The following is a 26,597-nucleotide window of genomic DNA, read 5'->3' as shown; positions in this document are numbered from 1 at the left end:
CGCCGCGCGAGGGAGGCCGGGGCGCACTGGCGGCCCGGCCGCCCGGCTGCCTGAACTAGGCCCGTGCGGCTTCTTTGTGGATCCCAAACAACCGGATTGGCCCGGACCGCTGGCATGATGGACAGCAGACCCACCAGTATTTGGATGTTTGGAACAAAGGAGCTCGTATGGGACTGCTGGATAACAAGACCGCTATCGTTACCGGTTCATCACGGGGAATCGGCGCGGACGTGGCCAAGTTCCTCGCCGCCGAGGGTGCCGCCGTCGTCGTCAACTACCGCCAGAAGGCGCCGCGCGCCAACAAGGTGGTCGCGGAAATCGAGGCCGCGGGCGGCCGCGCGGCAGCCGTTGGGGCCGACCTGACCACGCAGGAAGGCGTCCAGGCCCTGGCCAGCGCCGCGATGGAGAACTTCGGCTCGCTGGACCTGCTGGTACTGAACGCCTCCGGCGGCATGGAATCCGGTATGGAAGAGGGCTACGCCCTCAAGCTCAACCGCGACGCCCAGGTCAACATGCTCAACGCCGCCGTACCGCTGATGGCCGAGGGCTCCCGCGTGGTCTTCGTGACCAGCCACCAGGCCCACTTCATCGACACCGTGCCCACCATGCCGGAGTACGAGCCGGTAGCCCGCAGCAAGCGCGCCGGCGAAGACGCGCTCCGCGACCTGGTGCCTGCCCTGGCCGACAAGGGCATCTCGCTGGTGGTTGTCTCCGGCGACATGATCGAGGGCACCGTCACGGCCACCTTGCTGGACCGCTCCAACCCCGGCGCCATCGAGGCCCGCCGCGCCGAGGCCGGCAAGCTGTACTCCGTGAAGGAATTCGCTGCCGAGGTCGCCAAGATGGCCACCGCCGACGTCGAAACCGGCCACACCGAATACGTCGGCGGCGCCGACTACTTCGACAAGTCAAGCGGCGCGGGCACCAACTAGCCACCACTGCGATGACCCCTGGCGGCAGTGTTCTTCAAGGACACTGCCGCCAAGGGTCATCCCGCGTTAACGGGCCTCAAACGCCGGCGATGTACCGGACCGCGTCAAGGTAGGGCAGGTCGAGGGCCGCGTCAGCGGCCGCACGGACGGCCGGTTTGGCGTTGAACGCCACCCCGATCCCGGCCGCGCCGAGCATATCGAGGTCGTTTGCCCCGTCGCCGACGGCGATGGTGTGCTCCATCGGAATGCCTTCCGCCGCCGCCCACTCCCGGAGGTACTTCTCCTTCGCGGCACGGTCCACCACATCACCGAGCACCTTGCCGGTCAGCGCACCGTCCACGATTTCAAGTTCATTGGCAATCCAGTAGTCCAGTCCCAGGCCCTCGGCTATCGGCCCGAGAATCTGGTTGAAGCCACCGGAAACCACGGCCACCACATGCCCGGCCGCCTTAAACGCCGCCACCAGGTCGGCGGCGCCGTCACTGAGCAGCACTTCTGCCCGGACGGAATCGACGACGTCGGCCGGCAGTCCGGCCAGGACAGCTACCCGGGCGTGCAGGCTCTGAGCGAAGTCGAGTTCGCCGCGCATGGCCGCCTCCGTCACCGCGGCAACCTCCTCGCGCTTGCCCGCGTGCGCGGCAAGCAGTTCGATGACTTCCTGCCGGATGAGCGTCGAGTCCACGTCCATGATCAGGAACTTCCGCGGAGCCTCCCGCAGGGCCGCCGGAACGAGCGCAGTGCCGATGCCGGGGACGGCGGCCGCTGCCAGGCTCTGCCGCAGTCCAGCCAGGCCGGCCGCCGTGACAGGTGCCCCGGAGGTGCAGTCGGCGGTGTAGACGGAAAAGCGGCCGTCTCCCGTGGTTTTTTCGGCGCCGATCTCCAGCCCGATCGCTGCCAGCGTCCCGCGGACCTGCGCGAGCTCGGGGGCGGAAAGGTGGGCGCCGTAGCTGACCGCGGTCACGTTCGAACTCATGGCTTCCATGCTACCGAGCACGGCCCGGCCGCCCTGAATTCGTTTCGCTCCGGTGACGCAGGCGGATGGGGACGCCCGGCGGCCGTTTGTCCGGTTATCAGTCGTCTGGTTTTTTGACCTAATGTCTACTCCTATGAGTGATGTTCTTGAATTGGCCGCCGTCAGCGTTGTACGTGGAGCGAAAACCCTCCTGGACAAGGTCGACTGGCAGGTCAAGGAGGGCGAGCGCTGGGTAATCCTGGGCCCCAACGGCGCCGGCAAGACCACTCTGTTGCAGGTTGCCGCCGCCCGGATCCACCCCACCAGCGGCATGGCCGGGATCCTCGAGGAAATTCTCGGCGCCGTGGACGTCTTTGAACTCCGCCCGCGGATCGGCCTGTCCTCGGCGGCACTGGCCAATCAGATCCCGGAACACGAGAAGGTCCTCAACGTCGTCGTCACCGCCGCCTACGGTGTCACGGGCCGCTGGCGCGAAGGCTACGAAAAAGACGACGAACGGCGCGCCTTCGCCCTCCTGAACGAATGGGGGATGGGCCCGCTGCTCAACCGCCCCTTCGCCTCGCTCTCCGAAGGTGAACGCAAGCGCGTGCAGATCGCCCGGGCCCTCATGACGGACCCGGAGCTGCTCCTGCTCGACGAACCCGCCGCGGGCCTGGACCTCGGCGGCCGCGAAGACCTCGTCCACCGGCTCAGCGGACTCGCCCGCGATGAGGCCGCCCCGGCGATCGTCCTGGTCACCCACCACCTCGAAGAGGTCCCGCCCGGGTTCACCCACGCCCTGCTGATGCGCGACGGCGGCATCGTCGCCTCCGGCCCGATCAGCGAGGTGCTGACCGCGGAAAACCTCAGTGAGACGTTCGGCGTCGAACTCGACGTCAATGTCTCCGGCGGCCGGTACACGGCCACTGCCCGCCGCTGACGGGGGTCCCTGACAGCGCGTGGAGTTACTCAACAGCGTCCTCATCTTCTTCGCCGGCCTGTGGGCCGGCACCATCAACAGCGTGGTCGGCTCCGGCACACTCGTCACCTTCCCGGTGCTGATCGCGCTCGGATTCGCTCCCGTCACCGCCTCGATCAGTAATGCCATGGGTCTCGTCGCGGGCAGCGCGGCCGGCGCGTGGGGCTACCGCAGGGAACTGGCCGGACGCCGGACCCAGCTCCTCCGCCTGCTGCCGGCATCCCTGCTCGGCGGCATCACCGGCGCCTACCTGCTCCTGCACCTCCCGGAGGTGGTCTTCCACTACGCCGCGCCCGCGCTGATCGTGGTGGCCCTGCTTATGGTGGCGTTCCAGCCCCGGCTCCAGAGCTGGGTACAGAACCGGGAATCAGACCCGGAACAGGCCAGCCGGGACAAACGCCACGGGTTCCTGCTGGTGGTGCTCGTTTTCCTCGCCGGCGTCTACGGCGGATACTTCGTGGCCGCGCAGGGGATCCTCCTGGTCGGGATCCTCGGGGTGTTTATGGCCGGCACCATGCAGAACGCCAACGCCATGAAGAACATCCTGGTCCTCGGGGTCAACCTCGTCGCCGCCACGTCCTATCTGCTCTTCGCCTTCGACCGGATCAGCTGGGGTGCAGTGGGCCTGATCGCCGTCAGCTCGCTGATCGGCGGCCTCGTCGGCTCCAAGGTGGGCCGGAGGCTCTCCCCGCGGGTCCTCCGCGGCGTCATCTTCGTCCTCGGCACCGTGGCGCTGGGCTTTATGATCGCCAAGCTGGTGAACTGAGCCGGCCGTGACCTTTCACTACCTCGACTCCGCCGCCGACCCGCGTGTGGCCGACTACACCCAGCTGACCGACGTTCACCTGCGCAAACTCAGGGAGCCCGCGGAGGGGATGTACATCGCTGAGTCCTCCCGGGTGCTGCGCCGTGCCCTCGCGGCGGGTCACCGGCCGCGCTCGTTCTTCCTCGCGGAGAAGTGGCTGCAGGACCTTGATGACGTTTTCGCCGCGTACCCGGAAGTGCCGGCCTACATCGGTTCGGCCGCGCTGCTGGAGGAGATCACCGGGTTCCACCTGCACCGCGGGGCGATGGCCGCCATGCACCGCCCCGCGCCGGTGCCGCTGCCGGAACTGCTCGCCGGCGCCCGGAGGATCGCCGTCCTCGAAGACATCGTGGACCACACCAACGTCGGCGCCATCTTCCGCTCCGCAGCCGCCCTGGGGCTCGACGCCGTGCTGGTGAGCCCGCGCTGCGGCGACCCGCTCTACCGGCGGAGCGTGCGGGTCAGCATGGGCACCGTCTTCCAGGTCCCCTGGGCGCGACTGGACCTCTGGCCCGGTGACCTGTCGGTGCTGAAGGACCACGGCTTCCTGGTCGCCGCGATGGAACTGACCCCTGACGCGGTGGATGTTGATGTGCTCGCCGCCCGGAACCCCGCACGGCTGGCACTGGTCCTCGGCACCGAGGGCGCGGGCATGAGCGCCGAGACCCTGGCCGCAGTCGACCTCGCCGTCAAAATCCCGATGCGCGCCGGCATCGACTCGCTCAACGTCGCGGCGGCTTCCGCCGTCGCGTTCTGGGAGCTGCGCTCCCGCGACTGACGCGGCCACGGCACCGGGCCGGCACCGGGCCGGCAACCGGCGGAGATCCGCTGGAGGCCAGTGTACGGCCAGGTTCGTCCGGCCGCCGGATCTGGGCTAGTATTGGTAGCTGGCCGTGCTGCGTCTTCAGGCGCCGGGCAGCCACTCCCACTCATACCTGGCAGCTGGCAAAATCCAGTTGCGCGAACAAAGGTCCAATTATGCAGTCTGATATCCACCCGAAGTACGAAGCTGTTGTTTTCAACGACCTGGCTTCCGGCGTCAAGTTCCTGACCAAGTCCACCGTGTCTTCCTCGAAGACCATCGAGTGGGAAGACGGAAACACCTACCCGGTCATCGACGTCGAAATCTCCTCCGAGTCCCACCCGTTCTACACGGGCAAGCAGCGCATCATGGACTCTGCAGGCCGCGTCGAGCGCTTCAACGCTCGCTTCAAGGGCTTCGGCGGCAAGAAGTAACTTTCTGCTCCCAAGGTCTTTTGGAAAGCCCGCACCGGTAACGGTGCGGGCTTTTTGCGTACCGGGCCGGCCGCACCGGCGCCCGGTTCTGTTTGGGCCCGGCAGTGGGGGAGGATGGCGGTATGACTTCTTTCCCCGCCTCCGCAGAATCCACCACCGAGGACGACGGCGGGCGCCGCCACGGCGAGTACAAAGTCCCGGGCGGCAAACTGGTGGTGGTGGACCTTGAGGTCGCGGACGGCGTCCTGGCGCATGTCTCGGTCAGCGGGGACTTCTTCCTCGAACCCGACGAGGCGCTGCCGGAGATCAACCACAGCCTCACCGGGCTCCCGGCCGACTCCAGCGCCGCAGAACTCGCGGCTGCCGTCACGGCGGCGCTGCCCGAGGACACCGTACTGTTCGGCTTCTCGGCCGAGGCCGTCGCGATCGCCGTCCGCCGCGCCCTGGCAAAGGCCACGGGCTGGGGAGACCACCACTGGAACATCATCGGCCCGTCGGTGCTCCCCACCCACGTGAACGTGGCCCTCGATGAAGTCCTCACCGAAGAAGTCGGGGCCGGGCGCCGCAACCCGACCCTCCGGTTCTGGGACTGGGAGGAACCGTCCGTGGTGATCGGCAGCTTCCAGTCCGTCCGCAACGAGGTCCACCCGGACGGAGTGAGCCGGCACGGCATCAGCGTGGTCCGCCGGATCAGCGGCGGCGGCGCGATGTTTATGGAGGCCGGCAACTGCATCACCTACTCGCTCTACCTGCCGCAGACCCTGGTGGACGGCATCAGCTTCGCCGACTCCTACGGTTTCCTCGACGCGTGGGTCATGGCGGCCCTCGACAGGGTGGGGATCAAAGCCTTCTACGTGCCCCTGAATGACATCGCCACCGACCAGGGCAAGATTGGCGGGGCGGCGCAGAAGCGGCTCGCCAACGGCGGCATGCTGCACCACGTCACCATGAGCTACGACATCGACGCCGACAAAATGGTTGAGGTGCTGCGGATCGGCAAGGAAAAACTCTCGGACAAGGGCACCACCAGCGCCAAAAAGCGCGTCGATCCGTTGCGCCGGCAGACCGGACTGGCCCGCGCCGAGATCGTCGCGGCCATGATGGAAGTCTTCACGGAACGCTACGGCGCGACGCCGGCCGAGCTGACGGAGGCCGAACTCGACGCCGCCCGGCAGCGGGTCGACAGCAAGTTCGGCACCACCGAATGGTTGCACCGGGTCCCGTAGTGGTCCTAGCCGGCCGCCTGGGCCGTGAGTGCCCGCAGCAGCTGGCTGCGCTGTTCGATGATGATGCGGCGCAGCGCCCGCGGCGCGGTCGGGTGCTCGGCGAGCCACCTGTCAGTCCGCACCAGGACCGGGTGCTCTTCAGGCCGCGGCGGCGCGCCGCCGGCCGCAGCCGGGGGGAGGTCCTGCCCGGCAGGGTAGAGCCCCCGGACGATCCTGCTGGCGATCTCGATACTGCGGTCCCGCCAGACCCGTTCAATGCACTCGAAGTACGGCTCGACGTAACCAGCCAGCAGGGCGGCCGGAGCCGTGTTGAACCCGGCGATCGTGGCGCTGAGCAACTGGTTGGACAACGCGGTGCCGTGCACGGCTGCGTCCCAGGCCGCATCCTTGACCGCCGGGTCCGGCCGTGCAGCGAGGGCCGTCGCGTGCCCGGATTTGCCGGAGGCGGTGTTGTCCCGGGCCAGTTCCGCGTCGAGCAGGCCAATGTCCGCCCGGCCGTGCGCCGCCAGGGTGTGCCAGAAGTTCCAGCGCAGTTCCGCGTCGACGGAAAGCCCCTCGATCACCGTGCTGCCGTCCAGGAGCGCTGCAATGAGGTCGAGCCTGCCCGCGTCAGAGCGGCTGGTGGCGGCAAGGGTGCGGGCCCAGGCCAGCTGCTGGTCTGAGCCGGCTTCGGCCCGGGCCAGCTCCGCCGCTGCCGTGTCCAGGAACTCGCGGCGGACGCGGTCCCGGTCCGCGGCCGGGACGTAGCGTTCGATTGCGGTTCCGGCGTTCCCCAGGACGGCCAGGAGCACGCCGATGCCCGGCTCCGCGGGGGCGAACCGTTGGACGGCGTCGACGTAGCGGGCGGCAGGGCTGACGGCGTCGCGGGCCGAATCCCAGAGCGCGGTCCAGCACAGGGCGCGGGCCATCGGATCGCTGATCGCCGAGAGGGACGCCCGGACGGTGGCTTCGGAGTGCGGATCGAGCCGGACCTTCGCGTAGCTGAGGTCCTCGTCGTTGACCAGGAGCAGCGCCGGCCGCGGCTTGCCGGCGAGCTGGTCCACCCGGGTGAGGCCGCCGTCGACGTCGGTTTCCACACTGTCCGTGCGGACCAGGGCGCCGGCGGCGTTGTGGTTGTAAAGGCCGATGCGCAGCCGGTGCGGCCGGGGTTCCTGCCGGCCGGTGATGGGGTCCTCAGCGTGCTGGTGCAGCGAAACCGCAGCCAGCACGCCGTCGTGCTCCTCGATATCGGCCGTAAGCGTGGAGATGCCGGAGGTCTGGAGCCACTGCCGGGCCCAGGCGGCCAGGTCGCGGCCGGAGGCTGCGCTGAGGGCTGCCAGCAGGTCGCCCAGTGTGGTGTTGCCGTAGGCGTGGTCGCGGAAATACCGGCGCGATCCGGCGATGAAGGCCTCAAAGCCCACATAGGCCACCAACTGCTTCAGGACCGAGGCGCCTTTGGCGTAGGTGATGCCGTCGAAGTTCTGCTTGGCAGCCTCGAGGTCCGGGATGTCCGCGACGATGGGGTGGGTGGTGGGCAGCTGGTCCTGGACGTAGGCCCAGGCCTTGCGGTTGTTGGCGAAGTTCACCCACGCGGTGTCCCAGTCCGTGGTGCGGTCCACCCCGAGGGTACCCATGTAGTCGGCGAAGGACTCCTTGAGCCACAGGTCGTCCCACCACTGCATCGTGACGAGGTCGCCGAACCACATGTGGGCCATCTCGTGCAGCAGCGTGTTGGCGCGGCCCTGGTACTGCGAATCGGCGGCCCGGGACGTGAAGACGTAGCTCTCGGTGAACGTCACCAGGCCGGGGTTCTCCATGGCGCCGAGGTTGTATTCAGGGACGAAGGCCTGGTCGTACTTGCCCCACGGGTACGGGAAGTCGAAGAGTTCGTTGAAGAAGGCCAGGCCGTTGCGGGTCAGCCGGAACAGTTCGTCCGTGTCGAAGGAGGACGCCATCGAGGCCCGGCAGTAGAGGGCCAGGGGTACGTCCAGGGCCGAGCCGTCGCTGAGGGTTCCCTGCCAGCTGTCCTCGGCCTTGAAGTAGGGCCCGGCGAGGACGGTGGTGATGTAGGTGGACATGGGCTTGGTGGGGGCGAAGTCCCAGCGGCTTGTCGCGGGATCGCTGCTCAGCTGCGTCCGGCCGGTTTCGGCGCCGTTGGAGGAGACCTGCCACCCGGAGGGTGCCATCACATGGAACGTGAATTCGGCCTTGAGGTCGGGCTGTTCGAAGTTCGCGAACACCCGGCGCGCGTCGGCGGGCTCGTACTGGGTGTAGAGGTAGCACTGGCCGTCCGCGGGATCGAAGAATCGGTGCATGCCCTCGCCGGAGGTGCTGAAGAGCGCCGTTCCGGTGACGGTGACCTGGTTCTCGGCCTGCAGGTTCTCCAGCAGGATCCGGGAGCCATCCACCACGTCGGCCACCGGCAGGCCCTTGCCGTTGAGGAACACGCTGTGCACGGAACTGCCGATGAAGTCCAGGAACGTGGAGGCGCCGGGTTCGCTGGCCGAGAAGGTGATGACGCTGCGGCTGGTGTAGCCGGCCACGGTGGGATCGGCCGCCTGCCGGACGTCCAGGGAGACGTCGTAGCTGTGGGTGGTGATCAGGGCTGAGCGGGTTGCCGCTTCGTCACGGCTCAGGTTCTGGTTCGACACTCCGCTATCTAATCACGCGCGGTGCCGCCGCACCGCCGCGGGCCGGCTACCGTCCGGGCACGAGGACGACGGCGGCGCCCAGGCCCAGCGCGGCGATCAGGAGCCACGACGCGAGCGCAGCCAGGAGCGCGCTGGTCCCCGTCCGCAGCAGGTGCCCCACCCGGACGGCGGAGCCGAGGCCGAACAACGCCATCCCGAGCAGCAGGTCCTGCAGCAGGGCGGCGGCCTCGAGCACCCCGGGGGAGAGCCAGCCGGTGCTGCGGAGGGCGGCCATCGCGATGAAGCCCACGACGAACAGCGGCACCACGGGCGGGAGGCGTCCGCCGGCGTCGGACCCGATCCGGTGGTGGATCCCGGCAGCTGCGACCATGGGCGCGAGCAGCAGCACACGGGTGAGCTTGACGATCACGGCGACGGCGAGCGCCGAGGCGCCGGCGGTCTGGGCCGTGGCGACCACCTGGCCCACGTCGTGGACCGACGCGCCCGCCCACGCACCGAAGGCTTCCGGCCCGAGCCCCAGCGGGCCGATCAGGAGCGGCAGCACACCGATGGCCAGGGTGCCGCACAGGGTGACGAGGGCGATCGGCAGCACGGTGTCCTGTTGCCGGATGCGGCGCACAGCGGCCATGGCACCGATCGCGGAGGCCCCGCAGATGGAGAAGCCGGTGGCGATGAGAAGGGACACCGTGGGCGTCAGCCGGAACAGCCGGCCAATGCCATACGTGCCGGCAAACGCCGCCAGCACCACGCCAGTAATCAGCAGCAGGGCGGGCCAGCCGAGGCCCAGGACGTCCACCACACTGACTTTTAGGCCCAGTACCACCACGCCGCTGCGCATCAGGTGCTTGCCCGCGAAGTCCAGGCCGGGCCGGCCCGTCCCGGCGCTCCAGCCGGCCAGGCCCGGAAGATTGGCGGCCAGCAGCCCCAGGACCACCGCCACCGTCATGGCCGGCACGGCGGGCAGCAGCAGGTGGACGCCGAGGGCGAGGACGACGGCGGCAGCGCACGCCAGCAGGCCCGGCACCAGCCGCCGGAAACTACCCGGGCGGCGCTGCCGGAAAACGTTAACAAATCGGGGCACGCCTCAACCTTGCCCTAATCGCGGGACAAACATTGCAGCGTGAGCTGCAACACGCCCCGCAGGGCCAGTCGAAATGATTTCGTAACGAAAAGGTGGTTGGCTAGTGGGCATGTCTGACCTTTTCCAGGATTACTCCGAGGCCGCCGGCCGCAGCGGCGCCTACGACGAGATGTTCACTCCGGGCCAGGAGGCCCGCCGCTCCTACGGCCAGGTTGCCGGGGCGCTGCAGGAACTCTCGCTGGCCGACGTCACCGCCCGCGCCGACTCCATGGCCCGGACCTTCCTGGACCGCGGCGTCACGTTCGACTTCGCCGGCGAGGAACGGCCTTTCCCCCTCGACATCGTGCCCCGGGTGATCCCGGCCGACGAGTGGGCTGTCCTCGAACGCGGAGTGGCGCAGCGCGTCAAGGCCCTTGAAGCGTTCCTCAACGATGTCTACGGCAAGATGGCGGTAGTCGCCGACGGCGTCATTCCGCGCCAGCTCGTCACCACCAGCGCGCACTTCCACCGCCAGGTCCACGGCTTCGAGCCGGCCGGCGGCGTCCGCGTCCACATTTCCGGCATCGACGTCGTCCGCGACGCCGCGGGCACGTTCCGGGTCCTGGAGGACAACGTCCGGGTCCCCTCGGGTGTCAGCTACGTCCTGGAGAACCGTCGGGCCATGGCCAAGGGCCTGCCTGAGGCGTTCGGCCAGCAGCTCATCCGCCCGGTCGAGGAATACCCGCGCCGGTTGCTCTCCGCGCTGCGCAAGACGGCCCCGTCGGGCGTGGACGACCCCACCGTGGTGGTCTTGACCCCGGGCGTGTTCAACAGCGCCTACTTTGAGCACACCCTCCTGGCCGGCCTGATGGGCGTCGAGCTCGTCGAGGGCCGCGACCTCATCTGCCGCGGCAACCGCGTCTACATGCGCACCACCGCGGGCGAGCAGCGCGTGGACGTGATTTACAAGCGCATCGACGACGAGTTCCTCGACCCGCTGCAGTTCCGCTCCGATTCCATGCTCGGCTGCCCCGGCCTGGTCAACGCCGCCCGCGCCGGCGGCGTCACGATCGCCAACGCGGTGGGCAACGGCGTCGCGGACGACAAGCTGGTCTACAGCTACGTGCCGGACCTGATCCGCTACTACCTGGGCGAAGAGCCGGTCATCGCCAACGTGGATACTTTCCGACTGGAAGAAGCCGAGGCCCGGGAGCACGTCCTGGACCGGCTCGACGAACTGGTGGTCAAGCCCGTGGACGGCTCCGGCGGCAAGGGCCTGGTCATCGGGCCCGACGCCTCCAAGGACGAACTCGAGGCGCTGCGCAAACGCATCATCGCAGACCCGCGCGGCTGGATCGCACAGCCGGTCCTGCAGCTGTCCACAGTCCCCACCCTCAGCGGCGACAAGTTCGGTCCGCGGCACGTGGACCTGCGGCCCTTCGCAGTCAACGACGGCGACGACGTCTGGGTCCTGCCCGGCGGCCTGACCCGGGTGGCGCTGAAGGAAGGGTCCCTGATTGTGAACTCCAGCCAGGGCGGCGGCTCAAAGGACACCTGGGTGCTGGCGGATTCCCCGCAGGTCCCGGTGGAGGTCCTGCCACGCCCGGCGATCGCGGTCCGCGAGCGGGTCTCAGTCTGGCCCGTGGAGAGCAACTGGCGCGACAGCCAGAAAGAGCAGCAACAGCAGCAGATGTCCGACGCGCAGGAGGTAGCCGCGAATGCTTAGCCGTATTGCCGAGTCACTGTTTTGGATCGGCCGCTACGTGGAACGCGCCGACGGTACAGCCCGCATCCTGGACGTGCACCTTGAGCGGCTCAACCACCTCCCGATGGACGAACAGCGCAGCGTCGCGCAGGAACTCCTCGCCGTGATGGGCGCCCGGCCGCAGTCCGATGACTTCGGCCTCGACGAGCTCCTGCACGCCCTGGCCTACGACAAGCAGAGCGCCACCTCGATTGCCGGTTCCCTCGGGGCGGCGCGGGAGAACGCCCGCCGTGCCCGGGAAACCGTGTCCTCCGGGCTCTGGGAGAGCCTGAACACCACCTACTACGGGCTGAACCAGCACCGCAAGGACGTGGTGGGCACGTACCGGTTCTGCAACTGGGTGCTGGAGCGCACCGCCATGGTCAGCGGCCTGGCGGACACCACGGTCAGCCACGACGAGAGCTGGCTGTTCCTGGTCCTCGGCCGGTCACTGGAGCGTGCCGACATGACGGCCCGTATGCTCTCCACCCGGGACGTGCTCTCTGCCGGGATGTCCTGGGTGAACATGCTCCGCTGCGCCGGCGCCTACGAATCGTTCCTGCGCACCCGCCGCGCCGCGTTCGGCGACCAGCACGCGGCCGAGTTCCTGCTGCTGGACCGGCTCTTCCCGCGCTCGATCGTCTACGCCCTGCGGGACGCGGACGAGTGCCTGGCCAAGCTGGACCCCTCGGCCCAGCGAGTCGGGTTCATCAACGACGCCCGCCGGATCGTCGGGCAGGCCCGGACGTTCCTCGAGTTCCACCGCACAGACGACCTCATGTCCGAGCTGCCCGAACACATGGAGCGCGTGCAGAAGGCTGTATCGCAGGCCTCGGACGCCATTTCCCGTAAGTACTTCAATCAGGCAGACGAACTGGCCTGGGTGGGAGAAGTTTCATGACCCGGCTCAGCATCACGCACAAAACCGCCTACAAATACAACCGGCGGGTCACCCTCTCCTACAACGAGGCCCGGATGACCCCGCTGACGGACCCTCAGCAGGTGGTCCTGGAGTCCTCCATGAAGGTCTCGCCGTCCCAGGCCGCGCTCAGCAGCTACCGGGACTACTGGGGGACCCGTGTCACGGCCTTCGACATGCAGATGCCGCACGACCACCTCGAGGTCCTCTCCACCACCACGGTGGAAGTGCACCGCGTGGAGCGGATCGCGGCGGAAGCGGACATTGTCGGCTGGGACGTGCTCTCCGCCCCGGAAACCCTGAATCAGTTCAGCGACTGGATTCCGCAGTCCCAGCTGACCGGACCGGGCGACGAGGTGCTCGCCATCGTTCCGGGCGTCGTCGAGGGCCGTAACCCGCACGAAGCGGCGATGGCCATATTCGAGTGGATGCGCGGCGAGATGAGCTACATGAAGGGTTCCACCGGTGTGACCACCAACGCCGAAGAGGCGTGGAACCAGCGGCAGGGTGTCTGCCAGGACCTCGCCCACCTTGCGATCGGGGCGCTGCGCAGCTGCGGAATCCCTGCCCGTTACGTTTCCGGTTACCTGCATCCGCGCTCGACGGCGGACCTCGGCGAGACGGTCGCAGGCCAGTCACACGCGTGGCTGGAATGGTGGGACGGGGAATGGCGCAGCTGGGACCCGACCAACCACAAACCCGCCGGCGATTTCCACGTCACGGTGGCCCGCGGCCGGGACTACCGGGATGTTCCCCCGCTGAAGGGCATCCTCTCCGGCGGCGGCGGATCGGCGCTCTCAGTGACGGTGGAGATCACCCGGCTGGCCTAGTCGCACGGCCCGGAGAGTCCCGGCAGAGCTACTCGAGGCCGGACCGGGTGGCGTCGTCCAGCGGCGTCCACCAGGTCAGCGGCGGGACAATCTTGAACCGCCTGCCGGTGATGGTGTCCGGCGTAATGCGCACAAAGTGTTCCTTTTTGCCGGCCTGCCAGGGGAACAGCAGCAGCCCGACCGTGTCGAGGACTTCTTCCTGGTTTTTCACCGCGGCGGCCTGGCCCTTGATGACCACGCTCCAGGCGACCCCGCTGTCGGCATCGACGCCATCGGCCTCCAAGGCCACTGGCGTGTCGCCCGTGGCGGCCTGCAGCTTGGTGCCCTCCGCTGTCCGGAAGACCAGGGTCCCGTGGTCCACTTTGTAGTTGACCGGGAAGATGTCCGGGTGGTCGTCCACCCACACAGCCATCCGGCCCACAGTGACGCTGCGCAACAACCGCCAGCACTCGTGGTTATCCAGGTTCTCGACGGCGTGGGGCTGGCCAGCAGCCGCTTTCGGATCGGTGCTCATGGCGGCGAGCCTATGCCGGGCAGCGCCGGGCGGGGTAGGGCACAAGGGCCCGGCGGCGTAATAAACCACCGGTCATAGGGGCCCGTTAGTAAGGGATGAGGGTAGTCTGGCATCACGGCATCGGCGCGGATGTACGTGCTGAGGATTGGGGCCATTGAAGATGCAATCTCCTGGTAACAGCCCGGAAGTCATGAGCTCCGGGGCGTCCCGGATCGAGGACCTGCTCAAGGATTTCGTGTCCCGTGCCGGCGCCGTGCACCAGTCCGAGGAGCGGATGGCCGGCCTCCTCGAAGCCGTCGTCGCCGTTGCCGAGGACCTCAGCCTTGATGCAGTCCTCGAACGCGTCGTCCAGTCCGCCTGCCACCTGCTGGGCGCCCGGTACGGGGCGCTGGGGGTGATCGGGGAAGACCAGGGGCTGAACCACTTTATCAGCGTTGGGATTGACGGCGAACTGGCCAGCCAGATCGGGGCCCTTCCAGTGGGCCACGGAGTGCTGGGCCTGCTCACCAGGGAACCCCGGCCGCTGCGGCTCGAGGACCTGCGCAAACATCCTGAAGCCTACGGATTCCCGAAGCACCACCCGATCATGAAATCCTTTTTGGGCGTGCCGGTGCGGGTCCGGGATACCGTGTTCGGCAACCTGTACCTGACCGAAAAAGAGGGCGGCGGGGACTTCAGCGACGAGGACGAAGGCCTTGCGGTGGCGCTGGCAGCCGCTGCCGGCGTCGCCATCGAAAACGCCAAGCTGTACGACGACGCCCGCCGCCGGGCCCGCTGGCTCGAGGCCTGCATGGACGTCTCCGGGCTGCTGCTGGGCAGTGACCTGGACTACACCGCGGGCGGGCTCGACCCGATCGCCGCCCGCGCCCTGCAGGAATCGGATTCCCGGCTGGCGCTCATCGCGGCGCCGGCTGCGTCCGGGACCGGCTACGTGGTGGCCGGGGCCGCGGGGGAGCAGGCGAAGGACTTCACCGGCAAAGTGTTGGAGCTCGGCGCGCCCGAGCTGGAGGACGTCCTCGCCGGCGGCGAACCTGTCATGGTGGAGCCCTCGGCAGGAGTGCTGCAGGACTTCGACGGCGGCTCGCTCGGGCCCGTACTGGCCGTTGCCCTGAGCACCCAGGGCGCACACCACGGACTCCTGCTCCTGGCCCGCAAGCCGGAGTCCCTGCGGTACACCCGCACCGATATCGAGATGGGCGCCGTCTTCGGATCGCACGTTGCCCTCGCCCTGGAACTCGCCCGCGTGCACCGGCTCCGCGAGGAGTTGTTAGTGTTCACCGACCGGGACCGGATCGCCCGGGACCTGCACGACCTCGTCATCCAGCGGCTCTTCGCCGCCGGACTGAGCGTGCAGAGCCTGACCCGCTACACCAAGGACGAACTCGCCACCGAGCGGATCCGGAACATCACCGGCGAACTGGATGAGGCGATCAGGAGTCTGCGGGACACGATCTACTCGCTGCGCAGCAGCAGCGGCGAAACAGAGCTGCTGAGCGGCCGGATCCGCCGGGTCACCCGCAGCTCCGCCAAATCCATGCCGTTCACGCCCCGGCTGACCCTGACCGGTCCGGTGGACGCCGTCACTCCGGAGAAGGCAGACAACGTGGTGGCCGTCGTCTCGGAAGGACTGAGCAACGCGATCCGGCACTCCGGGGCGGACGCGATTTCGGTATCGGTAGCCGTCATCAAGGGCCAGGTCACGGTGGTCATCACGGACAACGGGTCCGGGTTTGACGAGAACCAGGAACGCAACGGACTCGCCAACCTCGAGGACCGGGCCCGGATGCTGGACGGTCACTGCACCATCACGACGGCGCCGGAGGCCGGGACCAGCGTCGAATGGTCCGTGCCGGTGTAGCACCTGCCCGGCGGCAGGCGCCAGCCGGTAAGGGCCGCCGGGATCAGTGGACGCTGTGCTGCCTGGCAGCTTCGGACGGGACGCCCGCCGCGGCATTCCCCGAGGGGCTGGCAATAAAGACCGCCGCCTGGGTGCGGCGCTCGAATCCGAGTTTGGCCAGCAGCGATGAAACGTAGTTCTTGACCGTCTTCTCTGCCAGGAACATCTCGGCCGCTATCTGCCGGTTGGTCAGACCGCCGCCGACCAGCTCCAGCACACGGCGTTCCTGCGGGGTGAGGGCCGCCGTCCGCGGGTCCACTTCTTCGGTCTCCACCAGGCTTTCCACCACGCCCGCGGCCACGCCGTCCTCGAAGAGGGATTCGCCGGCCGCGGCTCGCCGCAGGGCCCCGATCAGGTCGGTCCCGCCGATCTCCTTCAGCACATACCCCGAGGCGCCGGCGAGCACCGCCCCGCGCAGGGCCTGCTCGTCGTCGAAGCTGGTGAGGATGATGCAGTTGAGGGTGGGATCGACGGAGCGCACGTCACGGCAGACTTCGATCCCGGTGCCATCGGGCAGCCTCGCGTCCAGGACGCAGACGTCCGGATGCAGCGCGGGGATACGCCGGGTTGCCTCCACTGCGGAACCTGAGCTGCCGACCACCAGAAAACCCTCACCCTCCAGCAGCTCCTGCAGGCCGCGGCGCACCAGCTCGTGGTCGTCGAGGATGAAGACGCGGATCACCGCGGTGGGGTCCTCGGCTGCGGTGAGACCGGCGTCCGTCCAGGCAATCATCTTTCTCCCGTCCGGGCGCTTGCCAGGCCCCGGGTCCCGCCGAGCCCCCAAGCTCGCGGTGTGGGCCCGTGGCAGGCCGCGTCCGTCCATGTTGTGCGGGACCCCGGCTGCTGGTCCCTGGAGTGCGGTGGAATAGTATCCTCCATTGTGGCCCCTGGGGGACCGCAGTGGTTGCTGGGCCAGAATATTTCTTGGCCGCGCACAGCAAGTCTCCGGCTGGTACCCTCGCCGGGCAAGGGCCCTTAGGCCTACTGGACAGGTTGTAGCGGACCCGCCGCCGTGGCGCCGTGACCTTCGGCCCTAGCCCGCGGCGCGGCACGGCGCGATCGTTGGTGCAACGCCCGGCCGGGCGGGATGAAGGGAAGAGTTATGAGCGAGGCAACGGGCATCCGGAGAATCGTGGTGGGCGTCGACGGCTCTGACGCGTCCGTCGAGGCGCTGCGGCAGGCCCAACAGCTCGCCGGACCGCTATCGGCCGCGATTATCGCGATGGCCTGCTGGGACGTTCCCCCGGTCTACGACGGCTACGTGGCGATGGGCATCGACGACTTCGACGTCAGGGCCGGGGAGCTCCTTGAATCCACGGTGACCAAGGCCTTCGGTGAGGACCTGCCTGCCAATGTGGAAACCCGGTTGGTGCAGGGGCATCCGCGCCGGGTACTGCTGGACGAAAGCAAGACGGCGGACCTGCTGGTGCTGGGCCGGCGCGGCCACGGCGGTTTCGGCGGGCTGCTGCTCGGGTCCGTGAGCTCGGCCCTCGTGGCCCATGCACACTGTCCCGTGCTGGTGGTGCATGCCCCGGAGAAGCGCTGACTCCGTAAAGCGCTGAGCCGCAGCGCCCAGGCCTCCGGCTCTATTCGAAAGCTGCCCGCCGCGGATCCGCGAGCCGGGTGCGCCACACATCGGGGTTGTTCACTTTGAACCGGCGCCCGGTCAGGGCCTTGGGTGCCAGCCGTACGTAGTAGTTCTTCTCGCCGGGCTGCCAGGGCTCCAGCAGCAGCTCGTCCACGGCGTCCTTTTCAGCCTGGTCCTCGATGAGCTCGGCCTCGCCGCGGGCCACGACGCTCCATGCCGCCTGCTCGTGGGCGTCATAGCCGTCAATCTCGAAGGCCACCGGTTTGGCCGTGATCGCGCCCCACAGCTTCGTCCCGCCGGCGGTCCGGAACACGATCGAGCGGCGGTGCAGGACGAAGTTCACCGGAAAGACCTCCGGGTGCGCGTCCACAATCAGGGCGATCCGTCCCACCACCTCGCTGTCGAGCAGCACCCAGCACTGGTCGATGGACAACTGGAAATTCGGCTGCGGAGTCGTCGTAGTCACGGCTCCACGTTACGGACCGCTTCCGGAACCCCATTAGGGCCATAAGGCCCGTGCAACCGGGCCCGGGAGGGGCCGCAACGCGGTTGCTACCAGGGGCAGGCCTTGTAGTCCTTGAGGAAGACGCCGTACTGGTCCTCGCCGGCTTCGCCCATCACAATGGGGTCGTAAACCCGCGCGGCGCCGTCCACCAGGTCCAGCGGGGCGTGGAAGCCTTCCTCCATCAGCCGGACCTTGGTGTAGTGCGGCCGCTCATCGGTGATCCAGCCGGTGTCGACGGCGGTCATCAGGATGCCGTCGGACTCGAGCATTTCCTTGGCGCTGGTGCGGGTCATCATGTTCAGTGCGGCCTTGGCCATGTTGGTGTGCGGGTGGCCGGGCCCCTTGTAGGCGCGGGAGAACTGCCCCTCCATAGCGCTGACGTTGACGATGTACTTCCGCCGTGCCGTGGAGCATTTCATGGCCCCGCGCAGCCGGCTGACCAGCAGGAACGGCGCCGTGACGTTGCAGAGCTGCACCTCGAGCATTTCGAGCGGATCCACCTCATCCACCACCTGCGTCCAGCTGTTGATGGTGGCGAGGTCAGGGACCAGGCCGCCGGCGTCGATGGCGGTGCCCGAAGCGATCCGTTCAAGGGATGCCGACCCGGTGGAGAGCGCCAGCGAGGTGATGGCGTCACCGGCCAGGACGGGGTGTTCCAGCACGGAACTGGCCAGGGCCAGGGGGTGCTTGTCGTGCGCGTGCCCGAAGGTGACCAGCTCGGGGCCGCCGTTGGCCGCCTCCAGGGCTGCCGGCAGGGGCTCGTCTTCGGCGTCGACCAATGGCTTGTACGCGTTCCCGGAGCGGCGCACCGTCTGGGCCGCGTTGTTGATGATGATATCGAGCGGTCCCGCGGCGTCCAGGGAGTCGGTCAGCGCCATCACCTGCGAGGGGTCCCGCAGGTCGATGCCGACGATCCGGAGCCGGTGCAGCCAGTCGCCGCTGTCCTCCATCGCGGCGAAACGCCGGGCCGCGTCCTTGGGGAAACGGGTGGTGATCGTGGTGTGGGCGCCGTCCCGGAGCAGCCGCAGGGCGATGTACATCCCGATCTTCGCCCGTCCGCCCGTCAGCAGGGCCCGCCGGCCGGTCAGGTCGGTGCGGGCGTCGCGCTTGCTGTGGCTGAACAGCGCACACTCGGGGCACAGCTGGTGGTAAAACGCATCCACCTGGGTGTAGTGCTGCTTGCAGATGTAGCAGGGCCGCGACCTGATCAGGTGACCGGCGACCTCCCCGGTGGCGGAGGTCGCCAGTTTGTTGCCGCGGGTCTCGTCGTCGATCCGGTCCGGCGCCGCCGTCGCGGTCTGGGCAATCACGGCGCGGTCGGCTTCGGCAATCAGGTCCCGCTTGGTCACCCGGCGGTGGCGCTTGACGGCCTTGAACATTTTCCCCGTGGCGCGGCGGACCGAGACGTAGTCCGGGTGCTCCTCGTCGTAGACGTGGATGCTGTTCAGGACTTTGAGGCAGGCCTCGATCTCCTCGGGGGTCAGTTCAGCAGTGGCCGGCGATTCACTGGACTGCAATTCAGTGAACGGCGCAGGAGGCAGATCGGGGGAGCTCATTGACCCAATTTTACAGCCAACTGCGCAGGGGTTTTACAGCTACTGCGCGGGGGGTTCGACGCCGACGGCGGCCGCGTGCACCTCGCCAACCTTCTCGACTGACTCGCGTCCGGCCGGCCAGTTCTCGGTGGCCGTCTTCACGGCGTCCGGGACCAGGTAGAGGTTGGCCGCGGACAGCGACCGTTCGTCGTCGCCGGGTTCGGGAACCTCCTGGCCCTTAGCGAGCACGGTGATGCCTGATTCGGTGACCTTGAACCCGCGGGCCCGGTCCAGGTCCGGGTCCAGGCCGATAGCGGCGCCGGCCGGGATCCGGACGTTCTTGTCGATGATGGCGCGCTTGATCACTGCGCCCGCCCCGACCTGGACCTTGTCCATCAGGACCGAATCGAGCACCCGTGCCGCGGTGCCGACGTAGACGTCGTTGGAGAGCACGGAGCCCTCCACGATGCCGCCGGAGATCACCACGCCGCTGGCCACAATCGAGTCCAGCGCCGTGCCGACCGTGCGGCCCTCGCCGCGGACGAACTTGGCCGGCGGGGAGATGCTCTGCCGGGTGTAGATCGGCCATTCGGAGTTGTAGAGGTTGAACACCGGGACGGGGGAGATCAGGTCCATGTGCGCGTCGTAGAACGAGTCGATGGTGCCGACATCACGCCAGTAGGTGCGGTCCCGGTCCGTGGAGCCGGGAATGTCGTTGAGGGTGAAGTCGTACACGCCGGCTTCGCCCTGGTCCACGAAGTAGGGAATGATGTCCCCGCCCATGTCGTGCTTGGTGTCCAGGCGTTCGGCGTCAACGTGCAGCGCCTCGACCAGCGCCTCGGCGTCGAAGACGTAGTTGCCCATGGAGGCCAGGAACTGGCTGGGGTCGGCGGCGAGGCCCGGCGTCGAGGACGGCTTCTCCACAAACGCCGCGATCTTCTCGGGGTTCTGCTGGTCCACTTCGATGACGCCGAACTGGTCGGCCATGTGGAGGGGCTGGCGGACGGCGGCCACGGTCGCTTTCGCGCCGCTGGCCACGTGCTGGGCCACCATCTGCGCGAAGTCCATGCGGTAGACGTGGTCGGCGCCGACGACGACGACGATGTCCGGATTCGCGTCGTGGATCAGGTTCAGCGACTGGTAGATGGCGTTGGCGCTGCCGAGGAACCAGCTCTTGCCGACGCGCTGCTGGGCCGGCACGGAGGCGATGTAGTTGCCCAGCTGCGTGGACATCCGCCAGGTCTCGGAAATGTGCCGGTCGAGGCTGTGGGATTTGTATTGCGTGAGCACCACAATCTGCAAATAGCGCGAATTCACCAGATTCGAAAGGGCGAAATCAATGAGCCGGTAACTGCCGGCGAAAGGTACGGCCGGCTTGGCCCGGTCGGCCGTCAATGGCATCAGCCTATTTCCCTCGCCACCTGCGAGGACAATGGCCAGGACTTTCTTCTGATGCGGCATAGTGATAGCTCCTGAACGCCTTCGTTGCTCCCCAAAACTGTCCGGTGTTCCCGGACCTCTTCACACTAGAACAGATCAGCCGGAACGACTACCTTGGGGTTGTGCGTATAGACATTGTGACCAAGGAATTCCCGCCCGAAATCTATGGGGGCGCCGGCGTCCACGTAGCCGAACTCAGCCGGGTGCTGGCCGGGAGGGTCGATTTGCAGGTGCGGGCCTTCGGCGCGCCGCGCACCCCGGACTACCACGGAGCCACCGTGACGTCATATCCCGTGCCCGAGGATCTGTCCGGCGCGAACGCCGCGGTACAGACCCTGGGCGTGGACCTGCGGATCGTCCCGGACATCGCCGGCGCGGACCTGGTGCACTCGCACACCTGGTACGCGAACATGGCCGGGCACATCGCCTCGCTCCTGCACGGGATCCCGCATGTGCTCAGCGCCCACAGCCTGGAGCCGCTGCGGCCGTGGAAGGCCGAACAGCTCGGCGGCGGCTACGCACTGTCCTCCTGGGTGGAGAAGACCGCCTACGAGGCCGCGGCCGCCATCATCGCCGTCTCGGAAGGCATGCGCCAGGACATCCTGCGCAGCTACCCCGACGTGGACCCGGCAAAGGTCCGGGTGGTTCACAACGGCATCGACGTCAGCCTCTGGAACCGGGACAAGGATGACGACGTCGTCCGCGCCCTCGGCATCGACCCGGAGCGCCCGAGTGTGGTCTTTGTGGGCCGCAACACCCGGCAGAAGGGTGTGCCCTACCTGTTGCGGGCGGCCGCGAAGCTTCCCGCGGACGTCCAGCTGGTGCTGTGCCTGGGCGCGGCGGACACCCCGGAGCTGGCCGCGGAAACCGCGCGGCTGATCGAGGAGCTGCAGGCCCAGCGCAGCGGCGTGGTCCTGGTGGAGCGGATGCTCCCGCGGCGGGAACTGATCCAGGTCCTCAGCCACGCCACCGCCTTCGCCTGCCCGTCGATATACGAGCCGCTGGGCATTGTGAACCTTGAGGCCATGGCCTGCGGAGCAGCTGTGGTGGCCAGCGCCACCGGCGGCATCCCGGAGGTTGTGCAGCACGGCGAGACGGGCCTGCTAGTGCAGCTTGAACAGGTCACCGACGGCACCGGAACGCCGCTGGATCCGGAGAAATTCGTGACGGAATTCGCGGCGGCCCTGACCGAGGTTGTTTCCGACCCTGTCCGGGCCCGTGAAATGGGCCGCGCAGGCCGGCGCCGGGCCGAGGAACATTTCTCCTGGGAATCCATTACGGAAACCACCCTTGAGGTCTACCGCTCGGTCCTCCCGCAGTAGGACCAGTACCTCCGTAGCAACAACGACGGCGCCGCCCCAACCGGGGCGGCGCCGTCGTTATGCGTCGGTGGACCTAGCCGCGCTTGGCGCGCGCCGGACCGGACCCGGTCTTGCCGCCCTGTTTGCCTTCGCGGGCTTTACGGGCCAGCAGGATCTTCTCGTCGAGCGGGGCGCTGCCGCTGGCGCGCTGCTGCCGGAAGAACTCCCGGGCCTCATCCTGCCGTGTCTTTTCCGCCCCGGTGGCGATGGCCGCGCGGAGGTGTTCGGGGCCGTAACCGAAGGCGTCCACCAGGTCCAGGGCGTGCGGACGGATCTTGACGAGGAGGCGGTTGATGTATTCACCCACGGTGCGGGCCCGCTGCATCGAAAGCCGGCCGTTCATGAGGTACCAGGAGAGGTGCTTTTCGATCAGGGACAGGCCGAAGAGGTCCCGCAGCCAGGTGAGCACTGCCTTGGTTCCTGGGTCGGTGACTGTGCCGAGCGCCTCGGTGAAGGCCTCCCACTGCAGCAGTTCGGCGTGCGCCAGGGCGGCCTCGATGAGCTCGTTCTGGTGGCTGTTGAACAGCGCGGCGGCCTGCGCCTGCGGCAGCTTGTTCGCGCCCTTGAGGGCGGCCCCGACGTCGGCCACCATGGCCTGGACCCGTTCGGTCAGCAGGGCACGCTGCCCGGACTCGTCCTTGATGGCGGTGGCGGCCTTCTGCACGGACCCGGAGTCCGCCATGAACTGGGCCACGCCGCGCAGCCCGGTCCGGTGGATGGCCGCGCCGGTGGCCTGGCCCACGACATAGCGGGCGAGGACACCGAAGTCCACGTTGCGGAACTCCTTGGCGTAATCGGCGAGCAGCCGCTTGGCGACGAGCTGCAGCAGCACCGTGTTGTCGCCTTCGAACGTGGCGTAGACGTCGAGGTCGGCGCGCAGCGACGCGAACCGGTTCTCGATCAGGAAGCCGGCGCCGCCGCAGGCTTCGCGGCATTCCTGCAGGGTGTCGAGCGCGTGCCAGGTGCTTAGCGGCTTGAGGGCGGCGGCGAGGGTCTCCAGGTCCTGGCGGTCCTCGTCCGTGTCGTTCCGGCCGGAGAAGACGTCGTCGAACTTCTGCAGCAGTTGTTCGCTGGCGAAGCCGGCGGCGTAGGTGGTGGCGAGCCGGGTGAACAGCCGGCGCTGGTGCCGCTGGTAGTCCAGGAGGACTTCCTCGTCCGTCAGGGAGGAAGCGTTGAACTGGCGCCGCTCCGAGGCGTACTGGATAGCGGTCTTGAGGGCCAGCTTGGACGCGGTCACGGCGGCGCCGTCGAGGGATACCCGGCCTTGGACCAGGGTGCCGAGCATGGTGAAGAAGCGCCGGCCGGGGCTGGCAATCGGCGAAGTGTAGGTGCCGTCGGCGTCGACGTTGCCGTAGCGGTTGAGCAGGTTGGTCCGGGGGATCCGGACCCGGGTGAAGTGCAGCCGGCCGTTGTCGATGCCGTTGAGGCCGCCCTTGACGCCGTCGTCCTCACCACCGATCCCGGGCAGGAATTCCTTGGTCTCGGGGTCGCGGAGGTCCATGTAGAAGGCATGGACGCCGTGGTTGACGCCGTTGGTGACGAGCTGCGCGAAGACGACGGCGGCCAGGCCGTCCACGGCCGCGTTGCCGATGTAGTCCTTCCAGGCGGCGCGGAACGGAGTGTGGACCACGAACTCTTCGGTGGCGGGATCATAGGTGGCGGTGGTGGCGATGCTGGCGACATCCGAGCCGTGCCCGGTCTCGGTCATGGCAAAGCAGCCGGGGATCTCCAGGCTCATGATGCCCGGAAGCCACTTGCGGTGGTGCTCTTCGGTGCCGAGGTGGTTTACCGCTGACCCGAAGAGTCCCCACTGCACCCCGGCTTTGATCTGCAGGGAGGGATCGGCGATCACGAGTTCCTGGAAGCCGGCCACGTTGCCGCCGTGTTCGTCCTCGCCGCCGACCTCCACGGGGAAGGCCCGGTGCACGGCGCCGTTGTCCACCAGGATCTTCAGCTGGTCGAACACGCGCTTGCGGTGCTCGGTGTGGGTCAGGCCCTCGGTCTTGTGCAGTTCCGGACGGCCTGCCAGTTCCCGGGCCGTGAGGCGGACCGTGGCCCATTTGCCCAGTAGCAGTTCGCCGAGGGCGGCGACGTCGACGGCGGGTGCTCCGGCTGCGGCGGCGGCCGGCGGGGCGGCAGGCGACGCGGCGGGGCGGTTGGCGAGTTCAGTCATGTCGATTCCTTCGTTGGTACTGACACTGTGGTTCTGGCGGTCGTTAATGGGTGGTGTTCGCGGGGTGGTGCTGGGGCTGCGGCCCCAGCACGGCTAAAGCGGCGGGGGTTCCCGGAGCTCTGGGGCGACGCCGACGCACAACCAGTCGGTGATCTGGCGGGCCATGGCCTCCTGGCCGGGCTTGACGGGGGAGTCGGGACTGGCCAGCCATTGTTCGCCGGCGTTCCGCACCAGGCCGATCGCGGCGTTGGGCCAGTAGCCGATGACCGCTTCCTTGCCGGGGATGGCGCGCAGCTGGTGGCGCATCGGCACGGCGATCATCTCGCTGATGGCGGCGAAGAAGTGCCCCAGGGCCCCGGCCGCGGCAATCGACCCGCTGTGGCTGTCGGCGTCGCCCGGGGCATACCGGGTGACAAATGTATAGACGTTCGGGCTGGTCTCGGCCATCTGGAGGTACGCGGAGACCATGGCATAGAGGCCCTCCCGCGGCGTCTGGGCGCTCTGGGCCGCCTCCTGGATCTTCCTCTGCATCTGGTTCAGGACCACCTCGCCTACAGCCTGCTGGAGCCCGGCTTTATCGCCGAAGTAGCGGTAGAACACGGATTTGGATGTTCCGGCCGCCGCCGCGATGTCTTCCATCGATGCTTCGCTCCCGAGTGAGTGGACCGCCTTGCGAGCCGATTTGATCAACTCACGGCGCCGCTCTTCGCGGTGCGATTGCCAGCGGGACGCCCGGCCGTCCACCGCGGTAACGGGCGCGGCGGAAACTCCGGCGCTGCCGCCCGACGGCGTGGGCGCGGCCGGGACGGGGGGTTCAGCCTTCAGGATGTTCACGATACCCAGCGTATCAGGTACGCTGGGTATCAGTAACCGCTTGGATCAAAGGAGACAGCTCATGACTGAAAACGGAACGTCCGCAACCGGACCGCAGGAGACGGCTTCCCGCACCCCGCGCGCGACCGCAGCCCCCCAGCTCCGCAAGGCCGTGATCGTCGGCGGCAACCGCATCCCCTTCGCCCGCACCGGCGGCGCGTACACCAAGTCCTCGAACCAGGACATGCTCACCGCTGCACTCGACGGCCTCATTGCCCGGTTTGGGCTGCAGGATGAACGGATCGGCGAAGTCGCCGCAGGCGCCGTCCTGAAGCACTCCCGGGATTTCAACCTCACCCGGGAGGCCGTCCTTGGCTCGGCGCTCTCGGCCGAAACCCCCGCCTACGACCTGCAGCAGGCCTGTGCCACCGGTCTCGAAACCGTGCTGGGCCTGGCGAACAAGATCAAGCTCGGCCAAATCGACTCCGCCATTGCCGGCGGCGTGGACTCGGCCTCCGACGCCCCCATCGCCGTCAGCGAAGGCCTGCGTGAAATCCTGCTGGACCTCAACCGCGCCAAGACCCTGCCGCAGCGTCTCCAGGTCCTGAGCCGGATCCGCCCCAAGGACCTCGCCCCGGACGCGCCGAACACCGGCGAGCCGCGCACCGGACTGTCCATGGGCGAACACCAGGCCCTCACCACCGCGCAATGGAAGATCACCCGCGAAGCCCAAGACGAACTGGCCTACAACAGCCACCGCAACCTTGCCGCCGCGTACGATGCCGGCTTCTTCGACGAGCTCCTCACCCCCTACCGGGGCCTGAGCAGGGACTCCAACCTGCGCCCGGACACCACCAAGGAAAAGCTCGCCGGGCTCAAGCCGGTTTTCGGCAAGAACCTCGGGGCCGAGGCGACCATGACGGCGGGCAACTCCACCCCGCTGACCGACGGCGCGTCCACTGTGCTGCTCGCCACGGAGGAGTGGGCCGACGCCCACGACCTGCCCAAGCTCGCCACCGTCCTTGACGGGGAGGCCGCCGCCGTCGACTTCGTCCACGGCAAGGACGGCCTGCTCATGGCGCCCGCCTTCGCCGTCCCGCGCCTGCTGGCCCGCCACGGCCTCACGTTCGATGACATCGACTTCTTCGAAATCCACGAAGCCTTCGCCGGAACCGTCCTGAGCACCCTGGCCGCGTGGGAGGACGAGGAGTTCTGCCGGACCCGGCTGGGCCTGGACGGGGCCCTTGGAAGCGTGGACCGCGCCAAGCTCAACGTCAACGGTTCCTCCCTCGCCGCCGGGCACCCGTTCGCGGCGACCGGCGGGCGCATCGTCGCCACACTGGCAAAGATGCTGCACGCCAAGGGGCAGGTCGGCGGCCGCCCGGCCCGCGGCCTCATTTCCGTTTGCGCCGCCGGCGGCCAGGGCGTCGTCGCCATTCTTGAAGCACACTAGGGGGA

23 protein-coding genes are annotated in these 26,597 nt (G+C 68.2%); 13 read left to right on the top strand and 10 right to left on the bottom strand.

All coding sequences use genetic code 11. The features are described from left to right. The first annotated feature begins 167 nt into the window (after positions 1-167). Positions 168-932: an SDR family oxidoreductase gene (locus tag AC1DHY_RS07195; protein WP_476878321.1), complete on the top strand. Its 765-nt coding sequence runs from the start codon at positions 168-170 to the stop codon at positions 930-932. A 76-nt stretch (positions 933-1,008) separates the two neighbouring features. Here the strand turns inward: AC1DHY_RS07195 and serB are convergent, their stop codons facing one another. After that, positions 1,009-1,905, bottom strand: coding sequence for a phosphoserine phosphatase SerB (gene serB / locus AC1DHY_RS07190; protein WP_476878322.1), 897 nt, complete (start codon positions 1,903-1,905; stop codon positions 1,009-1,011). Between the two features lie 133 nt (positions 1,906-2,038). On the opposite strand from serB, the gene AC1DHY_RS07185 reads away from it, so the two are divergent. The 5 genes from AC1DHY_RS07185 (at position 2,039) to AC1DHY_RS07165 (ending at position 6,130) form a co-directional block, all read left to right on the top strand. Further along, positions 2,039-2,824: an ABC transporter ATP-binding protein gene (locus AC1DHY_RS07185; RefSeq protein WP_476878323.1), complete on the top strand. Its 786-nt coding sequence runs from the start codon at positions 2,039-2,041 to the stop codon at positions 2,822-2,824. A 19-nt stretch (positions 2,825-2,843) separates the two neighbouring features. Beyond that, entirely contained in the window at positions 2,844-3,629 is a 786-nt protein-coding gene (locus AC1DHY_RS07180) for a sulfite exporter TauE/SafE family protein (protein WP_476878324.1), read from the top strand. Positions 3,630-3,636: 7 nt separating this feature from the next. Next, positions 3,637-4,446, top strand: a complete 810-nt coding sequence (locus AC1DHY_RS07175) for a TrmH family RNA methyltransferase (protein ID WP_476878325.1) — start codon at positions 3,637-3,639, stop codon at positions 4,444-4,446. Positions 4,447-4,646: 200 nt separating this feature from the next. Continuing rightward, positions 4,647-4,904: a type B 50S ribosomal protein L31 gene (locus AC1DHY_RS07170; protein ID WP_056739465.1), complete on the top strand. Its 258-nt coding sequence runs from the start codon at positions 4,647-4,649 to the stop codon at positions 4,902-4,904. A gap of 122 nt (positions 4,905-5,026) precedes the next feature. Continuing rightward, positions 5,027-6,130 (top strand): lipoate--protein ligase family protein, encoded by a 1,104-nt coding sequence (locus AC1DHY_RS07165; RefSeq protein WP_476878326.1) that lies wholly within the window; start codon positions 5,027-5,029, stop codon positions 6,128-6,130. A 5-nt stretch (positions 6,131-6,135) separates the two neighbouring features. Here the strand turns inward: AC1DHY_RS07165 and pepN are convergent, their stop codons facing one another. Together pepN and AC1DHY_RS07155 are read right to left on the bottom strand one after the other, a co-directional pair. Continuing rightward, on the bottom strand, positions 6,136-8,760 hold the full coding sequence (gene pepN / locus AC1DHY_RS07160; protein ID WP_476878327.1) for an aminopeptidase N: 2,625 nt from the start codon (positions 8,758-8,760) through the stop codon (positions 6,136-6,138). Between the two features lie 46 nt (positions 8,761-8,806). Next, entirely contained in the window at positions 8,807-9,841 is a 1,035-nt protein-coding gene (locus AC1DHY_RS07155; RefSeq protein ID WP_476903392.1) for a YeiH family protein, read from the bottom strand. 109 nt (positions 9,842-9,950) lie between these two features. Here AC1DHY_RS07155 and AC1DHY_RS07150 point away from each other — a divergent pair, with 109 nt between their 5' ends. The 3 genes from AC1DHY_RS07150 to AC1DHY_RS07140 are packed head-to-tail and all read left to right on the top strand — an operon-like array spanning position 9,951 to position 13,313. Continuing rightward, complete coding sequence (locus AC1DHY_RS07150) at positions 9,951-11,546, top strand: circularly permuted type 2 ATP-grasp protein (protein WP_476878329.1); 1,596 nt, start codon at positions 9,951-9,953, stop codon at positions 11,544-11,546. Next, positions 11,539-12,465, top strand: a complete 927-nt coding sequence (locus tag AC1DHY_RS07145) for an alpha-E domain-containing protein (RefSeq protein WP_476878330.1) — start codon at positions 11,539-11,541, stop codon at positions 12,463-12,465. Before AC1DHY_RS07150 ends, AC1DHY_RS07145 begins: the two co-directional genes overlap by 8 nt. Next, a complete protein-coding gene (locus tag AC1DHY_RS07140; RefSeq protein ID WP_476878331.1) occupies positions 12,462-13,313 on the top strand; it encodes a transglutaminase family protein in 852 nt (283 codons plus the stop codon). Before AC1DHY_RS07145 ends, AC1DHY_RS07140 begins: the two co-directional genes overlap by 4 nt. Positions 13,314-13,341: 28 nt before the next feature. Here the strand turns inward: AC1DHY_RS07140 and AC1DHY_RS07135 are convergent, their stop codons facing one another. Continuing rightward, positions 13,342-13,827, bottom strand: a complete 486-nt coding sequence (locus tag AC1DHY_RS07135) for a pyridoxamine 5'-phosphate oxidase family protein (protein ID WP_476878332.1) — start codon at positions 13,825-13,827, stop codon at positions 13,342-13,344. A 160-nt stretch (positions 13,828-13,987) separates the two neighbouring features. Here AC1DHY_RS07135 and AC1DHY_RS07130 point away from each other — a divergent pair, with 160 nt between their 5' ends. Beyond that, complete coding sequence (locus tag AC1DHY_RS07130; RefSeq protein ID WP_476878340.1) at positions 13,988-15,685, top strand: GAF domain-containing sensor histidine kinase; 1,698 nt, start codon at positions 13,988-13,990, stop codon at positions 15,683-15,685. Between the two features lie 43 nt (positions 15,686-15,728). Here the strand turns inward: AC1DHY_RS07130 and AC1DHY_RS07125 are convergent, their stop codons facing one another. Further along, positions 15,729-16,457, bottom strand: a complete 729-nt coding sequence (locus AC1DHY_RS07125) for a response regulator (protein ID WP_476878333.1) — start codon at positions 16,455-16,457, stop codon at positions 15,729-15,731. A 369-nt stretch (positions 16,458-16,826) separates the two neighbouring features. On the opposite strand from AC1DHY_RS07125, the gene AC1DHY_RS07120 reads away from it, so the two are divergent. After that, entirely contained in the window at positions 16,827-17,270 is a 444-nt protein-coding gene (locus AC1DHY_RS07120; protein WP_476878334.1) for a universal stress protein, read from the top strand. Positions 17,271-17,310: 40 nt separating this feature from the next. Here AC1DHY_RS07120 and AC1DHY_RS07115 read toward each other — a convergent pair whose 3' ends face one another. From AC1DHY_RS07115 to glgC, 3 genes are all read right to left on the bottom strand, one after another. Then, positions 17,311-17,778 carry a pyridoxamine 5'-phosphate oxidase family protein gene (locus AC1DHY_RS07115; protein WP_476878335.1) on the bottom strand — a complete coding sequence of 156 codons (468 nt, stop codon included), beginning with the start codon at positions 17,776-17,778 and terminating at the stop codon, positions 17,311-17,313. An 86-nt stretch (positions 17,779-17,864) separates the two neighbouring features. Beyond that, the gene (locus AC1DHY_RS07110) at positions 17,865-19,373 is read right to left on the bottom strand and encodes an SDR family NAD(P)-dependent oxidoreductase (protein ID WP_476878336.1); all 1,509 of its coding nucleotides are present in this window, start codon (positions 19,371-19,373) and stop codon (positions 17,865-17,867) included. Positions 19,374-19,412: 39 nt separating this feature from the next. Beyond that, complete coding sequence (gene glgC / locus AC1DHY_RS07105; protein WP_476903391.1) at positions 19,413-20,813, bottom strand: glucose-1-phosphate adenylyltransferase; 1,401 nt, start codon at positions 20,811-20,813, stop codon at positions 19,413-19,415. 101 nt (positions 20,814-20,914) lie between these two features. On the opposite strand from glgC, the gene glgA reads away from it, so the two are divergent. After that, positions 20,915-22,114, top strand: coding sequence for a glycogen synthase (gene glgA / locus AC1DHY_RS07100; protein WP_476878338.1), 1,200 nt, complete (start codon positions 20,915-20,917; stop codon positions 22,112-22,114). 73 nt (positions 22,115-22,187) lie between these two features. Here glgA and AC1DHY_RS07095 read toward each other — a convergent pair whose 3' ends face one another. Together AC1DHY_RS07095 and AC1DHY_RS07090 are read right to left on the bottom strand one after the other, a co-directional pair. Next, entirely contained in the window at positions 22,188-24,326 is a 2,139-nt protein-coding gene (locus tag AC1DHY_RS07095; RefSeq protein WP_476903390.1) for an acyl-CoA dehydrogenase family protein, read from the bottom strand. Positions 24,327-24,419: 93 nt separating this feature from the next. Then, a complete protein-coding gene (locus AC1DHY_RS07090) occupies positions 24,420-25,160 on the bottom strand; it encodes a TetR family transcriptional regulator (RefSeq protein WP_476903389.1) in 741 nt (246 codons plus the stop codon). Positions 25,161-25,221: 61 nt separating this feature from the next. Here AC1DHY_RS07090 and AC1DHY_RS07085 point away from each other — a divergent pair, with 61 nt between their 5' ends. After that, on the top strand, positions 25,222-26,592 hold the full coding sequence (locus tag AC1DHY_RS07085) for an acetyl-CoA C-acetyltransferase (protein WP_476880466.1): 1,371 nt from the start codon (positions 25,222-25,224) through the stop codon (positions 26,590-26,592). Positions 26,593-26,597: the final 5 nt, after the last annotated feature.

The sequence above is a fragment of the Arthrobacter sp. 05L44 genome (assembly GCF_056397605.1).
This window is presented reverse-complemented; position numbering and strand designations above follow the sequence as displayed.

Excerpts from the sequence above, each read along its gene's own strand:
- AC1DHY_RS07145 (WP_476878330.1), top strand. The coding sequence starts at position 11,539 with ATGCTTAGCCGTATTGCCGAGTCACTGTTTTGGATCGGCCGCTACGTG.
- AC1DHY_RS07150 (WP_476878329.1), top strand. The coding sequence starts at position 9,951 with ATGTCTGACCTTTTCCAGGATTACTCCGAGGCCGCCGGCCGCAGCGGC.
- AC1DHY_RS07140 (WP_476878331.1), top strand. The coding sequence starts at position 12,462 with ATGACCCGGCTCAGCATCACGCACAAAACCGCCTACAAATACAACCGG.
- AC1DHY_RS07085 (WP_476880466.1), top strand. The coding sequence starts at position 25,222 with ATGACTGAAAACGGAACGTCCGCAACCGGACCGCAGGAGACGGCTTCC.
- AC1DHY_RS07110 (WP_476878336.1), bottom strand. The coding sequence starts at position 19,373 with ATGAGCTCCCCCGATCTGCCTCCTGCGCCGTTCACTGAATTGCAGTCC.
- AC1DHY_RS07120 (WP_476878334.1), top strand. The coding sequence starts at position 16,827 with ATGAGCGAGGCAACGGGCATCCGGAGAATCGTGGTGGGCGTCGACGGC.
- AC1DHY_RS07125 (WP_476878333.1), bottom strand. The coding sequence starts at position 16,457 with ATGATTGCCTGGACGGACGCCGGTCTCACCGCAGCCGAGGACCCCACC.
- glgC (WP_476903391.1), bottom strand. The coding sequence starts at position 20,813 with ATGCCGCATCAGAAGAAAGTCCTGGCCATTGTCCTCGCAGGTGGCGAG.
- AC1DHY_RS07135 (WP_476878332.1), bottom strand. The coding sequence starts at position 13,827 with ATGAGCACCGATCCGAAAGCGGCTGCTGGCCAGCCCCACGCCGTCGAG.
- AC1DHY_RS07130 (WP_476878340.1), top strand. The coding sequence starts at position 13,988 with ATGCAATCTCCTGGTAACAGCCCGGAAGTCATGAGCTCCGGGGCGTCC.
- AC1DHY_RS07095 (WP_476903390.1), bottom strand. The coding sequence starts at position 24,326 with ATGACTGAACTCGCCAACCGCCCCGCCGCGTCGCCTGCCGCCCCGCCG.
- serB (WP_476878322.1), bottom strand. The coding sequence starts at position 1,905 with ATGAGTTCGAACGTGACCGCGGTCAGCTACGGCGCCCACCTTTCCGCC.
- AC1DHY_RS07185 (WP_476878323.1), top strand. The coding sequence starts at position 2,039 with ATGAGTGATGTTCTTGAATTGGCCGCCGTCAGCGTTGTACGTGGAGCG.
- AC1DHY_RS07170 (WP_056739465.1), top strand. The coding sequence starts at position 4,647 with ATGCAGTCTGATATCCACCCGAAGTACGAAGCTGTTGTTTTCAACGAC.
- AC1DHY_RS07165 (WP_476878326.1), top strand. The coding sequence starts at position 5,027 with ATGACTTCTTTCCCCGCCTCCGCAGAATCCACCACCGAGGACGACGGC.
- AC1DHY_RS07195 (WP_476878321.1), top strand. The coding sequence starts at position 168 with ATGGGACTGCTGGATAACAAGACCGCTATCGTTACCGGTTCATCACGG.